Annotated in this window: 12 protein-coding genes and 1 pseudogene; 11 read left to right on the forward strand and 2 right to left on the reverse strand. The window is 58.6% G+C overall.

All coding sequences use genetic code 11. The annotated features are described in order from the left end of the window. A pseudogene (locus R6U20_RS09530) lies at window positions 1-226 on the reverse strand (transposase); the annotation flags it as partial. A 263-nt stretch (window positions 227-489) separates the two neighbouring features. Between R6U20_RS09530 and R6U20_RS09535 the strand changes: the two are divergent. The 3 genes from R6U20_RS09535 (at window position 490) to R6U20_RS09545 (ending at window position 4110) form a co-directional block, all read left to right on the forward strand. After that, a complete protein-coding gene (locus tag R6U20_RS09535; RefSeq protein ID WP_410337625.1) occupies window positions 490-1971 on the forward strand; it encodes a S8 family serine peptidase in 1482 nt (493 codons plus the stop codon). Between the two features lie 311 nt (window positions 1972-2282). Then, window positions 2283-3167: a hypothetical protein gene (locus tag R6U20_RS09540; protein WP_410337626.1), complete on the forward strand. Its 885-nt coding sequence runs from the start codon at window positions 2283-2285 to the stop codon at window positions 3165-3167. A gap of 34 nt (window positions 3168-3201) precedes the next feature. Further along, window positions 3202-4110, forward strand: a complete 909-nt coding sequence (locus R6U20_RS09545) for a mechanosensitive ion channel family protein (protein ID WP_410337627.1) — start codon at window positions 3202-3204, stop codon at window positions 4108-4110. A gap of 237 nt (window positions 4111-4347) precedes the next feature. Here R6U20_RS09545 and dnaA read toward each other — a convergent pair whose 3' ends face one another. Continuing rightward, window positions 4348-5862, reverse strand: coding sequence for a chromosomal replication initiator protein DnaA (gene dnaA, locus R6U20_RS09550; RefSeq protein ID WP_410337628.1), 1515 nt, complete (start codon window positions 5860-5862; stop codon window positions 4348-4350). A 1279-nt stretch (window positions 5863-7141) separates the two neighbouring features. Between dnaA and R6U20_RS09555 the strand changes: the two genes are divergently transcribed. From R6U20_RS09555 to R6U20_RS09590, 8 genes are all read left to right on the forward strand, one after another. Beyond that, window positions 7142-7660, forward strand: a complete 519-nt coding sequence (locus tag R6U20_RS09555; RefSeq protein ID WP_410337629.1) for a YceD family protein — start codon at window positions 7142-7144, stop codon at window positions 7658-7660. A gap of 246 nt (window positions 7661-7906) precedes the next feature. Then, window positions 7907-8062 (forward strand): hypothetical protein, encoded by a 156-nt coding sequence (locus tag R6U20_RS09560; protein ID WP_410337630.1) that lies wholly within the window; start codon window positions 7907-7909, stop codon window positions 8060-8062. 5 nt (window positions 8063-8067) lie between these two features. Further along, window positions 8068-8265 carry a 50S ribosomal protein L32 gene (gene rpmF / locus R6U20_RS09565; RefSeq protein ID WP_410337631.1) on the forward strand — a complete coding sequence of 66 codons (198 nt, stop codon included), beginning with the start codon at window positions 8068-8070 and terminating at the stop codon, window positions 8263-8265. Window positions 8266-8594: 329 nt separating this feature from the next. Beyond that, window positions 8595-9599: a phosphate acyltransferase PlsX gene (gene plsX / locus R6U20_RS09570; protein WP_410337632.1), complete on the forward strand. Its 1005-nt coding sequence runs from the start codon at window positions 8595-8597 to the stop codon at window positions 9597-9599. A 146-nt stretch (window positions 9600-9745) separates the two neighbouring features. Beyond that, window positions 9746-10780, forward strand: coding sequence for a beta-ketoacyl-ACP synthase III (locus R6U20_RS09575; protein WP_410337633.1), 1035 nt, complete (start codon window positions 9746-9748; stop codon window positions 10778-10780). A 34-nt stretch (window positions 10781-10814) separates the two neighbouring features. Beyond that, complete coding sequence (fabD, locus tag R6U20_RS09580; protein WP_410337634.1) at window positions 10815-11768, forward strand: ACP S-malonyltransferase; 954 nt, start codon at window positions 10815-10817, stop codon at window positions 11766-11768. A gap of 54 nt (window positions 11769-11822) precedes the next feature. Then, window positions 11823-12572: a 3-oxoacyl-[acyl-carrier-protein] reductase gene (fabG, locus tag R6U20_RS09585; RefSeq protein WP_410337635.1), complete on the forward strand. Its 750-nt coding sequence runs from the start codon at window positions 11823-11825 to the stop codon at window positions 12570-12572. A 163-nt stretch (window positions 12573-12735) separates the two neighbouring features. Continuing rightward, on the forward strand, window positions 12736-13413 hold a 678-nt coding region (locus R6U20_RS09590), incomplete at its 3' end, for a DEAD/DEAH box helicase (RefSeq protein ID WP_410337636.1).

Genomic DNA, 13413 nt, shown 5'->3' on the forward strand with positions numbered 1-13413 from the left:
GGACCACCATCTCCATCAAGGCCAGCACGAGGGCTTTCTCGTTGCGCTGATAGCGCTCGAAAAGCTCCGTCTTGAAGGTGCCCTCACGGTCGCGGGGGACGTCCAGTTCGAGCGTTCCAACACGCGTGGTGAGCTTGCGTGTGTTGGACCCATTGCGGTACCCCCGGCGCTCTCCGGTTTGCTCACTGGGGCCGGCCCCGAGGTGCGCAGTCATCTCCGCCTGAAGCAACTGATTGAACAGCGCCTCGGTCAACACCTCCATGCCGCGCTCGCCAAAAAGCATCGCTTGGATCTTCTCCTCTGATATCGTAAACTGTAAGTCGGCCATCGTTGGTATGTTAGGTTTGTGATTGGTGGATCTTTCTCTAACCTAACAGAAGACGGTGGCTTTTTCTATGGGCCCACCCGCTTTACACAAGAATAAGGACTCAACCCAAAGCCTCTCCTCAAGCCGCAGAAGCACTGGAGCGCAACCCCAATGTTGACTATGTGGAGCCTGACCAGAAGGTACACGCCATAAGCACAACACAAAGTGGTGCAACATGGGGCCTTGACCGCTCTGACCAGCGTGATCTTCCGTTAGATGATGGCTACACGTATGCAGCAACAGGTTCAGGAGTAACCTCCTATGTCATTGATACGGGCATTCGCACTGACCACGTCGATTTTGAAGACCGTGCTACTAACGGTTTCGACGCCTTCGATGATGGCCAAAACGGAGAAGACTGCAACGGCCACGGTACGCATGTGGCTGGAACAGTCGGCGGAGCCGAATGGGGCATCGCCAAAGGTACAGACCTCGTTGGCGTGCGCGTGCTTGACTGCGAAGGCGGGGGCTCAACGAGTAGTGTTGTTGCTGGTGTTGATTGGGTTACAGCAAATGCCAGTGGCCCATCGGTTGCAAATATGAGCCTCGGTGGAGGCGCCAGTGAGACAATTGACGATGCCGTACGCGAGTCTATTGCATCGGGCGTTACGTACACGTTCGCTGCCGGCAACGGCGACCGGTTTGGTCGGGCACAAGATGCATGCGACTCCTCACCTGCACGTGTTGAAACGGGCATCACCGTTAGCGCAACGGACGATACTGACACGAAGGCGTCGTTTGCGAATTACGGAAGCTGCGTTGACATTTTTGCTCCCGGCGTTGACATCACATCCACCTGGATTGACGGCACGACGGATACAAACACGATCAGTGGGACGTCGATGGCCGCTCCGCATGTAGCTGGTGCAGCTGCATTGCATCTGGAGAACAACCCGACCGACAGTCCTGACGCTGTTTATACAGCACTCCATGATGCGTCAACAAAGGGCATCGTATCCAGCTCAAATACAGAGAAGAACGACCTGCTGTATACGCTGTTTGACGGCAGCGACGACGGCAGCGACGACGGCGGCGACGACGACGGCGACACCACGAACGAGCCGCCTACCGCCTCCTTCACGTACACGTGCACCGACCTGTCGTGCGACTTTGACGGCAGCGACAGCAGCGACTCCGACGGCTCTATCAGCAGCTACGATTGGGACTTCGGGGATGGAACCACCGCCACCGGCCAAACCGTGAGCCATACCTACGGTGCCGACGGCACCTACACCGTCACGCTCACCGTGACCGATGACGCAGGTGCCACGGATTCCGCTTCGCAAGACGTGTCAGTGAGCGGATCGGACGACGGCGGCTCCACCGATCCTGTCATCGACAGCTACTCCGTCTCGACGCGCACCAGCGGGCCCTGGACGCGTGCAACGGCGCAGTGGTCAGTGTCGGATGCAGATGGCGACCTGGATACGGTAACTGTCGAGCTACTTGATGGCTCATCAGTAGTCGAATCCACAAGCTCTGCTGTGAGTGGATCAAGTGCCAGCGGAGAAGATGAACTGCGCACGCGCGGTAGCGCCGATGCGGTTCGAGTAACCGTTGTTGATTCAGAAGGCAATGAGACCAGCAGTACGGAAGACTTGTAGCGCTCACGTAGCTACAAAATGCGCCTTTGCGGCGTGTTTGACGTGTCTCTATGCTGCATACGCCCCCTGGCATTTCTTGCCAGGGGGCGTTTCTTTATGAAGGGGGTTGCTGTTCAATCAGGCATCGGCTATTCTGTTGAAAACGTACGCAGACGGCGCCCATCTCGTTATCTCGTCGCGAGGCTCTGCCCCGTTATTCGCAAGAAATAGCGAACGCCCGGGTTGAGCGCGTAACTTCTGCTATTTAACAAGATAGGATTTCGGGGCTCCGCCCCCTATTTTCCCTATTTTCTGATTTGCCTGGCCTGTGTATGGGTTCGCCCAATGCCCCATCGTCTACTGAATCGTCTGCCCCGACTGACTCGTTTGTGCCGTGGTGGGGCGACTACACCGTGCGCGTGCAGCACATGTACCACTGGCATCTGGGCGCGCTGCGTAGCTGGATTCTGCGAGATGCAAATGAGTGGCGCGTGGCCTGGGAAGCCGGGCGCAACCCGCTTTACGATGCCAACACCTGCGAAGGGCCCACAGCGGCCAACGAGGCCGCCTTCTCCTGGAACGAGCCGCCCGATTCGTACACGCTGGCACGCTACAGCATGCATCCCACCGAGGCCACGCTGCATGTACAGCCTGCCCTGGCCGACCGCGGGCTGGTGGTGCGGCCCGAGCATCCCATCTCCATTCCGCCCAACGAAGCGGTTACGCTGTTTGTAAGCACGCCCCTGTGGATGCGCGTCATGGTGCATGAGCGTGAGCAGCAGCTTCTCGAAATGCCCACCGTGCGCCTGTCGGATACGTGGTTCGGAGCCTCAACCCGAGCGGGCGAACTGTGCTATGCCACCCGTACTACCGGACAGCTGCATCTGGAGAACGTACCACGTCGTCCGCACCGCGCCATTACGCCCATTCGCATCCGCAACCAGGGGCATGATACGCTGCTCTTAGAGCGGGTGCAGATGCCCGCCCCCCACCTAGCCCTCTACGAAACCAGCACCTCCATGCTATGGACGCAAGCGCTGACTCTGGAGCGCGAAGCCAGCCGGACTACCACCGCCCCCGCAGCAGCGGTGCACATCCGCCCCGGCGCACCGCCCGAAGCGGATAAAGCGACGCGCCTTACCGAACCCCGCGAGCCGTCGCGGCGCAACCTGTTCGTAAGCACCTTTAGTGCGATGGGCGCGCTGTTCGGTTCGTAAGCCACTTCTTTTTCTACCCGTTTCAGCTTGCGCTATGGATCTGGAATTGCTTCAATCTACGGCCCAATCGCTGCTTGAACATCCACGTGCGATCGGCGTGTTCTGGGCTATCGTTAAAATCGCGGCGGGATTTGTGCTGGGGCGTTTGGCTGGGCACGGACTCGTGCAGTTGCTTGGGCAGCAGTCCGATCCACACCAGTCTATGCTCATCCGACGGCTGGCGTTCTACCTCATTCTGGGGCTATTCACCGCGTCGGCGCTGTCAGAACTGGGGGTGGACCTCAGCATCTTGCTGGGTGCGGCAGGTATCCTTACAGTCGCGCTGGGGTTTGCCTCGCAGACATCGGCCTCCAACATCATCAGCGGGCTCTTTCTACTCGGTGAAAAACCCTTTGGCGTGGGTGATATCGTGAAGGTTGGCAATACTACCGGCGAAGTCATCGCTGTCGATTTGCTGTCGGTGAAGCTGCGTACATTCGATAATCTGTTTGTGCGCATCCCGAACGAAACCATGATCAAAGCCGAAATCACCAATCTGCGGCGCTTTCCCATTCGGCGGTTCGACCTGCAAGTCGGCGTAGCGTATAAGGAAGACCTGGACCGTGTGCGCGAGGTGCTGCAAACCGTGGCCGATGAGCACCCGCTGAGCCTCGACGAGCCTGTGCCTATGGTGCTCTTTATGGGATTCGGGGAGTCGTCGATCAACTTTCAGTTTTCGGTGTGGACGCTTACGGAGAACTTCCTGGAGATCCGCACTCAGATTCCGCTGGCTGTGAAAGAGGCATTCGACCAGCACAGCATCGAGATTCCGTTCCCCCACCGCACGCTGTACACCGGTAGCAAAACCACCCCTATGCCCGTGCGCCTTGACCAACACGACGAAACACCGGAGGCCTCCGACATCCCACAGGCGCCCGGCACCACCTCGTCTGACGACACATAACCGTCGCGTTCTGTACCTTCATGTTCTTGGTACAGCCATCAGAGCTGCTTAGCCTTCTAATACCAAATCCAGTTGCAGTATCGCTTTTCTGCCGAGCACTGGATGTACTTCGGTAGTCGGCCTTCGGCCTCGTGTGGGGATGCATGGGTGGACGGGTGAAAGGAGGGATGCTTTTTCATCCACCCGTTCATGCGTCCATACTTCCATCCCCAACGGAGCATGTGGAGGTGGCAAAAGCTATCGGGCACGAAGCTCGATTTTGCGTCCGATTTGGTCTACCATATCCCGAAACTGAGAATCGGTATCCACCTGATCCTCAACAGTTTTTACAGCATGTATAACGGTAGAGTGGTCGCGTCCGCCAAAGTGTAACCCAATCGTTTTGAGCGAGTGCTGCGTGACCTCTTTGCAGAAGTACATGGCAATTTGGCGTGCGCGTACCACTTCCCGCTTGCGCGTCTTGGCGCGGATCAAGTCCTCGTTGATGTCGAGCGACTCGCACACAATGCGCTGGATCTCTTCGATGGTGAGGTTGACCTGCACATCTTGCATCAGATCGCGCAGCACCTCCTTGGCCAGGTCCAGGTCCAGGTCGCGCTGATGCAGGCTGGCATGCGCCATCAAACGAATGAGCGCGCCTTCGAGCTCACGAATGTTGCTTTTGATGTTGTGCGCAATGAACTCGATGACCTCCTGGTCGAGGTCGATGTTGTCGTCTTCGGCTTTGCGCTGAAGGATCGCGATGCGCGTTTCCAGACCGGGCGGCTGCACATCCGCTGAAAGGCCCCATTGGAAGCGCGACAGCAAGCGCTCCTCAATGCCGTCAATCTCGCGCGGAGGGCGATCGGCCGAGAGCACGATCTGCTTACCGCTCTGGTGGAGGGCGTTGAAGATGTGGAAGAACTCTTCTTGCGTCTTCTCTTTGCCACTGAAGAACTGCACATCATCCACGATGAGCAGATCGATCTGGCGGTAGAACATCGAAAACTCGCTGATGCGGTTGCGCTGAATCGACTGAACAAACTCAGTGGTAAAGCGCTCACTGGAGACGTAGAGCACCGTGTCGGCGGTCTCCGTTTCTTTGGCCTGGTTACCAATCGACTGGATGAGATGCGTTTTGCCGAGACCCACCCCGCCGTACACCAGAAACGGGTTAAAGCTCGTACCGCCAGGCTCCTGCGCAATGGCCCAGGCTGCACTGCGCGCCAGGCGGTTGCAATCTCCCTGAATGAAGCGGCCGAACGTGTAGTTGCTGTTGAGCTGGCTATCGATCGTAGCCTTCTGGATGCCCGGAATCGCAAACGGATTGCGTACCGTGTCTTCGTCTGGATCGGCCGAGTCGGAAGGGGCCTCGGCTGGCGATGCAGACGACGAGGCCGAGGAAGAGGCTGCTGACTGTACCGGCGATGAGGACGTCATGGAGCGGGCTTCTGACGGGGTCACCGACGACGACGCTCCTGCGTTCGAAGAGGCCGGGGCATCTTCGGGCTCCACCACAATATCGTAGAACAACCGCCCGTCTTCGCCTAAAACCTGCGTGACTGTCTTACGAAGCAGCGAGTAGTAGTGCTCTTCCAGCCATTCATAATAAAAGCGGCTGGGAAGCTGAATGGTGAGTTTACATAGGTTTTCCTCTTGTTCGATAGACTGGGCCGAGAGCGGCTCAAACCACGTCTTGAAACTCTGTCGGTTGACTTGCTCCCGAATGCGGTCGAGGCATGCCTCCCAGACTTCTTCTGCAGATCGCTCCATACCCCAGCGTAGTGATTAACGACGTGTGCTGATGCCAAACGCGTCTAACGATGCCCTCGGACGATGCCCCAGACCGATGGGTGATACATCTGCGCAACGTATGGGCAAGCCCATGTATCACAGCGGATAACATTATTACTGTGGATAACATGTGGAAGCCGCGCGCCTTTTCCGAAGTTATCCACATTATTTACACTGCCTTTACATTGAGAGCGGCAGGCAAATATCTCCTGATTGGGTTATCCACATTTTATCCACAAGTTATCCACAATTCGTTCAAAACTGTTTTTTATAAACTTAAGCCAAACACGGGCATGGTAGCCTCATATGTGGCGGTGAGCAGATGTGGAAAACTGCACGTTGAAGCCGCACAACGCCACAAATCGGGAAGTTATCCACATTATATGCACATCTCGGCTAAGCCTCGGAAGGAGCGCACTACAGCGTCTTCCATGTGCTACAGCACGAGCTGGGCTCGGTGCAGACGTGAATGGGACGAGGCGAAGTCCAGATCGGCGTGGCTGTGCTAACGAGACCGTACTTGGCCAGCAAATACGACCGCACAAGCTCCCGAAGTAACGAGCCCCATACATCAAGCAAAGCGCCCATGGCAATGCGTGCCGCTGTGGCATGTTTCATCCACCTTGCCCTATTCAAGCACGCAATGCAACAGCAGGCGGCACTCTCATACGATCCCTCGAAAGACCGCCCAAGGAGACCATCCAAGAACCGTATGCTCGAGCGCACCGCTCCATCAAGTGTGGGGAAAACGTGCCCCCTAAAACATAGGAGGGGAGTACGCCCAATGAGAGCGGTAGGTATAATGAACCCGATGGCTTTCATTGCGGAATATAGAGCATAACCACTGCATGCAGCAACGTCAAGCATAGAACGTGCAAAAGTATTGACGGCCGCCTGCCCACGAACTGTGTAGGCTTTTGGTTTGATGACACAGGTATGCACCCGCAGCGCGCAATGAGCTTCACCACGACGCGTCGTAGCCGGGGCTGCGGGTCGATGCAGGCTCTTCAACGCGCACCTGCAACGCGGCAAATCACATGACAGAATCACGCCCGTGGTGCTCGCTCTGAATGCAGCCCCATCGGAGCCGCCCGTATGTTCAACACAATCATTTCGACAAGAGAAGCCGATAAGCGCAGTGCGCGAAGGCCACTGCTTTGCAATGAAAAGAGGAACACCGCTCTTTTTAGAAAGATATCACAGCGTCCCAATCGGCTGTGAGCCTCTCCGTACTTTCTCGTTTGGTAGCGCATTCTTCATGCTTACGCTCGATATAACTCCGTTCCGTTCTGGCGTGCACGAGGCTACGCTCACGCCTTCGCCCGCTGACGTGGAGTTGGAGCCGGAGGAATTTCGCGATATCCGCGTCGACATGCACCTGCAGTGCCAGCGCGACCGGATCTTGGCCACGATGACCATGGCTGCACAGGCGCACCTGACCTGCGACCGCACGCTACGCACATTCTGGGGCGATGTCGAAGGAACGTACGTGGTGCTCTTTGGGCCCGAGCATCTGGTGGGTGAAGAGAACGATGCCTACGACGAAGTGCGCCCTATGCATCCCACCGACACCGAAGTGGAGATCACCGACATTGTGCACGACACGCTCAAGCTGGCTATTCCTCAGCGTGTGGTGGCTCCCGGTGCCGAAGACGAAGACATCCCGATGCAGTTTGGCGTGCCCGAGGACGAAGAGACGGGCGCCACTCAAACTGAAGAGGACGACATTGACCCGCGCTGGCGCAAGCTGAAAGAGCTCAAGAACGGCGATGCATAGGCAGGCGCACCGCGCGGTCGGAATCCGCCACGCGGTAGGAAGAGCACGGTGCTCTACATGGCCCTTCCCGCGCCCCTTTCCGTTGCCTCGTTCAGGGAGACTTGTTTTCTTGGAAAGCGTTTTTTTGGGAAGTCCCACCAGCAGCACGCCCCAAACGCGCTCAAACATATCCGGTAGCGAGGCACGAGCATGCGTTTTTGTCGCTTCGCCCGCATCGGGCCTTCTGCAATACTAATTCTGGGCAAAATGGCCACCCTTCCGGAATCCGCAGTCGATGCCCCCGATTCATTTAGGGATAGTGCAGGCGCTACGGCCCACGAGTACGCACGCCGTATGCACACACGCCGTGTGGAGCGCTTGCACTGGCACACTCGCACCTACCAACCCATTACAGTACGCTAAACGTCATGGCTGTCCCAAAGCGCCGCCACTCAAAATCACGCTCCCGCAAGCGCCGTTCCCGCTACTACAACAGTTTGAAAGCTCCACAACTGATGGAGTGCAACAACTGCGGCAACCCGAAGGTCATGCACCGCGCCTGCAAGTTCTGCGGCCACTACCGCGGGCGTCAGGTCATTGAGCCAACGGAAGAGCTGCTTGGATAGAGCTGCTTGGATAGAGCTGCTTGGATAGAGCTGCTTGGATAGAGCTGCTTGGATAGAGCTGCTTGGATAGAGCTGCTTGGATAGAGCTGCATAGCCAGGAGCGTGCCTACCACTGCACGCGCTCTGCACACAGCCGCAACGTTTGCAATGCACGTTTTGTGCTTTACCGTGAATGGTGAAGGGCAAAACGTGCATTTTAATGTGCAGGCTGTTTACTTAAAGGCAGCGTACGGACGACGCGTCTGAATAATTCGCGTCATCCGCATCAATACATCCCTTTTGTTGCGCACAATCCCCGCAAGCCTTCTGAGAAATCCCGCCGGTTGTACATGCCTACCCACATTGCTGTTGACGCTATGGGAGGAGACCACGCTCCCGATGCCGTGGTCGAAGGTGCCCTGCGCGCACTTCAGCGCCCCAAGGCCGACCTCCAACTTACGCTGTACGGACCCAAAGACCGGGTGCAGCCGGTCTTACAGAACCACGATGTGCCCAGCGACCTTCCGCTAACGGTGCATCACGCCCCCGACGTGATTGCAATGGAGGATGCCCCCGGGGCAGCAGTCAAAACCAAGCGGCAGTCGTCCATTCACCTGGGCTTACAGGCGCACCGCACTGGGCAAGCAGACGCCTTCATCAGCGCAGGCAACACCGGCGCGGTCATGGCCGCCTCCATGTTCATCCTCGGGCGCATCTCGGGCCTGGAGCGTCCCTCCATCGTCAGCTTCTTCCCCACCCTGAAGGGCGATTTCTCGATTGTCATTGACGTGGGGACCAATGTTGACTGTAAGCCATCCCACCTGCATCAGTTTGCGCGTATGGGAACGATCTACGCGCGCTACGTCATGCAGATCGACACCCCCTCGGTAGCCCTTATCAACATTGGCGAAGAGCCTGGCAAGGGCAATGAGCAAGTGAAGGCAGCCTATCCACTGCTCGATAACGACGATGCGATCAACTTCATTGGCAACGTAGAAGGAGGCGACCTCTTACATTACGCCGCCGATGTGCTCATCTGCGACGGCTTTATGGGCAATGTGCTGCTCAAGTTTGGCGAGTCGATGACCACCGTACTCTCGACCATGACGCATCACGAAATGGAGCGCCAGGGCCTCTCCGAAGAAGAGCAGGAACTGGTTGCTGGTGTGCTCGGCAATGTGCAGAAAGGCTTCGACCACGAGAACCGAGGTGGGGCTCCACTCATTGGGGTGAACGGCTCGGTATTCATTGGACATGGCCGCTCTTCGGCGCGGGCCGTTGAGCAAGGCATCCACTCGGTGGCCAACCTGGCAACGCACGACCTGGTACCTGTCCTCGAAGAGGCGTTTGCCTGATTGTGCACCGCCCCACGCAAACGTCGCATCAGGCTGCGCTGAACACGCTGCCAGGCGGCACACGAAGCGGTGTGTAGCGAACGAAGCGCTCTGTGCACCGTAGCTTACCCGATTCCGTTGAATTCTTGTTTTCGGCTCCGCTCCGTATGTCTACACTTTCCTCGACACAACCGCAGGCAGCCATCACTGCAGTGGGCCACTTTCTTCCAGAGCGCCGCCTCACCAACACCGACCTGGAGCAGATGGTCGAAACGTCGGACGAGTGGATTCAGTCGCGCACTGGTATCAAAGAGCGCCGCATCCTCGACGACGATGACAAGGCCACCGCCTACATGGCTTCGAAGGCGGCCCAAGAACTCATCGACACGCACGACATTGACCCGGCCACCATCGATCTCATCATCGTAGCCACGGTAACGCCCGACATGATCTTTCCGGCTACGGCGTGCCTGGTGCAAGATCAAATCGGAGCCAGTTCGGCCTGGGGATTCGACCTGTCGGCAGCATGCAGCGGGTTTCTGTTCGCATTAACAAATGGCGCCAGCTTCATCGAGAGCGGTCGCGCCGAGCGCGTGCTCGTCATTGGAGCAGACACGATGAGTTCCATCACCGACTATTCGGATCGCAGTACCTGTATCCTTTTTGGGGATGCGGCCGGTGCAGTTCTACTGGAACCGAGCACAACCTACGGCCTGCAAGACACCGTGCATCACGCCGATGGCGCCCACGCCGATCTGCTTCAACTACCCGCCGGAGGCAGCCTGCGCCCTGCTTCCCACGACACCGTCGATGCCGGCGACCACTACCTCAAGCAAGACGGACGCCCCGTCTTCCGCCACGCCGTCACGGGCATGTCCGACGTCTGCACCGACATTATGGAGCGTAACGACCTCTCGGGCAACGATGTGGACTATCTGGTGCCGCATCAGGCCAATCAGCGCATTATTGATTCTACCGCGAAACGCATGGGGCTTTCTGCGGACAAGGTGATGATGAACATCGATCGGTACGGCAACACCACCGCTGCAACCGTGCCGCTCTGCCTCTACGACTGGCAACACGAGCTGCGCCCCGGCCACAACCTGGTGCTGACAACCTTTGGCGGCGGACTCACCTGGGGCGCGTCGTACCTGACCTGGGCCTACGATGGCTCAACCTATGCTGACGACGCACCTGCCTAAATCGCATCTTTTCGACGACTAATTTGCACGTATTATGGCCGCAACTGCCTATCTCTTTCCTGGACAAGGCGCTCAGTACGTGGGCATGGGGCAGTCGCTCTACGACGCCTACGACGAAGCTGCCGCTCGCATCGACGCTGCCAACGAGGTGCTGGGTTTCGACCTGCGCGCCCTCATGTTCGGCACGGCCGATGTCGACGACCCGAAGGCTGCTCTCACGGCGACCGAGGTCACGCAGCCTGCGCTCTACACGCACAGCCTGGCTGCAATGGCTGTGCTCGATGCGCACGACCAGCCCCCTTCGATGGTGGCCGGACACAGCCTGGGCGAGTACAGCGCGCTGGCGGCTGCGGGAGCGCTTTCGTTCGAAGATGGACTGCGCCTGGTGCGCCGCCGCGGCGAACTGATGGCCGAAGCCGGAAAGCAGCGTCCGGGTACCATGGCCGCCGTGCTCGGGGCCGACGACGAGGACGTGGAGACCGCCTGCACCGCAGCCACGGAAGCCGGCGAGGGCGTGGTGCAGCCCGCCAACTTCAACGCCCCCGGCCAAATCGTTATTTCGGGGGATGTGGAGGCGGTCGAACGGGCCACCGAACGGCTCGATGCCCGCACCATCCCGCTGTCGGTGAGCGGCGCTTTCCACTCGCCCTTGATGGACTACGCCCGCGAGGGCCTTGCCAGTGCGCTGGAGGCCGTCACGATCAGCACACCGCAGTGCCCGGTCTATTTGAACGTAACCGCGAAGCCGACCGCCGACCCCGATGAAATCCGGCAGCGACTGCTCGACCAGTTGCAGTCGCCGGTACGATGGGCGCAGCTTCTGCGCGCGATGGATGCTGACGGCGCCACCCGCTTCGTAGAGATCGGAGCGGGCTCGGTGCTGCAAGGCTTGGTGAAACGCACGGTGGGCCGCGATGCCGAACGACAAGGCGTAGATACCGCCGACGACTGCGCCGCCTTCTTAGATGAGATCGCTGCTTCGGCATAGCAACACCCCTCTGTATCCCTCTATTTTATAAACACGTAGCACGAAACCCACTGTATGGATTTTGACCTGACCGACACCACTGTTCTTGTTACTGGCGGCACCCGAGGCATTGGCCGGGCTATCGTCGAAGCGTTTGCGGATGCAGGGGCCCGTGTCGCCTTTACGTACCGCTCCTCTGCCGAAACCGCCGACGAAATCGTGGCCGAACTGGGCGCGCGCGATATCGAAGCCATCGCGGTGCAGGGCGATGTGGCCGATCCCGAAGCAGCGAAGAACGCCGTATCGGCAGTGACTGATGCGTGGGACCGTCTCGATGTGCTCGTGAACAACGCGGGCATCACGCGCGACGGCCTCATGCTGCGCCTGGATGCCGACGACTGGGATGCCGTGCTCGATACGAACCTGAAGGGCGTGTTCAACTTCTGCAAGGCCGCCTACCGTCCGTTTATGCGGCAACGCAGCGGCGCGGTGATCAACATCTCGTCGGTCGTGGGCGTGATGGGCAATGCCGGACAGACGAACTACGCCGCCTCGAAAGCCGGTATCATCGGCTTTACGAAGAGCTTTGCCAAGGAGCTGAGCGGACGCGGCGTCCGCGCTAATGTCGTGGCTCCCGGATACGTAGCCACTGATATGACCGACGCCATGAACGACGACGCCCGCCAGGCCATGCTCAATGCCGTGCCGATGGGGCGTCCGGCCGAGCCCGAAGACATTGCGCAGGCGGTGCTGTTTTTGGCTTCACCTGCCGCGTCGTACATCACCGGCCATGTGCTGAAGGTCGACGGCGGCCTGGCCATGTAAACGGCCTTGTGCCAAACCGATGGTCGCGCAGCATGTGACAGGATTTGAACATCCTCACTGGGTCCGTGTTGCCCGGATCGTTTGCGCGCGCCCTCACGTATCGCTATCATGCAGCGTACTGTGCTGCCCGTTTCGTTTTGCTGACATCATTCCTGGCTGTATAATGGCGGATTCGTCCAGCGCCTCGTTCACCAACGTCATCGACCTAACTTCTAAAGGGCAGCGCCAAAAACGGCAAGAAGAGGTCGGTGAGCTGCAAGAGCCCGAAGAACCCCTCGACGAGATTACGGCTCATGATCTGCCCGATCAGGTGGAGCAGGCCATGCGCGCAGCCGGTTGGGACGACCTTATGGAGGTGCAGCGCAAGGCGCTTCCGTACCTGATTGCCGGGCGCGATCTTATTGTGCAGTCGCGCACTGGCTCGGGCAAGACCGGGGCGTTTCTGCTCCCGCTCTTCGACCGCCTCGACTCTTCGCAGAAAGAAGCCCAGGCGCTTATTCTGACGCCCACGCGCGAACTGGCGCGGCAGGTGCACGAGGAGTTCGAGCGCATGAAAATTGCCACGCCCGAGACGAACGACCTCGAAGCCGCACTCATCTACGGCGGCGTGGGCTACGGTCCGCAGATCAAAGCGCTGAAGGGTGGCGCGCAGGTCATTATTGGCACGCCAGGGCGCGTACTCGACCATCTGAAGAAGAAGAACTTCCGCGCGAAAACGGTGCGACTCTTCATTCTGGATGAGGCCGACGAGATGCTCTCGATGGGCTTCTACCCGGATATGAAGGAGATCCGCGACTACCTGAGCCGCGACCGCCAGTCGTGCATGTTCAGCGCTACCATG

The sequence above is a fragment of the Longimonas sp. genome (assembly GCF_046498435.1).
Taxonomy (GTDB): Bacteria; Bacteroidota; Rhodothermia; order Rhodothermales; family Salinibacteraceae; genus Longimonas.

Coding starts and splice junctions, on each gene's coding strand:
- R6U20_RS09540 (WP_410337626.1), top strand. CDS start 2,283: ATGGGTTCGCCCAATGCCCCATCGTCTACTGAATCGTCTGCCCCGACT.
- R6U20_RS09545 (WP_410337627.1), top strand. CDS start 3,202: ATGGATCTGGAATTGCTTCAATCTACGGCCCAATCGCTGCTTGAACAT.
- dnaA (WP_410337628.1), bottom strand. CDS start 5,862: ATGGAGCGATCTGCAGAAGAAGTCTGGGAGGCATGCCTCGACCGCATT.
- R6U20_RS09555 (WP_410337629.1), top strand. CDS start 7,142: ATGCTTACGCTCGATATAACTCCGTTCCGTTCTGGCGTGCACGAGGCT.
- R6U20_RS09560 (WP_410337630.1), top strand. CDS start 7,907: ATGGCCACCCTTCCGGAATCCGCAGTCGATGCCCCCGATTCATTTAGG.
- rpmF (WP_410337631.1), top strand. CDS start 8,068: ATGGCTGTCCCAAAGCGCCGCCACTCAAAATCACGCTCCCGCAAGCGC.
- plsX (WP_410337632.1), top strand. CDS start 8,595: ATGCCTACCCACATTGCTGTTGACGCTATGGGAGGAGACCACGCTCCC.
- R6U20_RS09575 (WP_410337633.1), top strand. CDS start 9,746: ATGTCTACACTTTCCTCGACACAACCGCAGGCAGCCATCACTGCAGTG.
- fabD (WP_410337634.1), top strand. CDS start 10,815: ATGGCCGCAACTGCCTATCTCTTTCCTGGACAAGGCGCTCAGTACGTG.
- fabG (WP_410337635.1), top strand. CDS start 11,823: ATGGATTTTGACCTGACCGACACCACTGTTCTTGTTACTGGCGGCACC.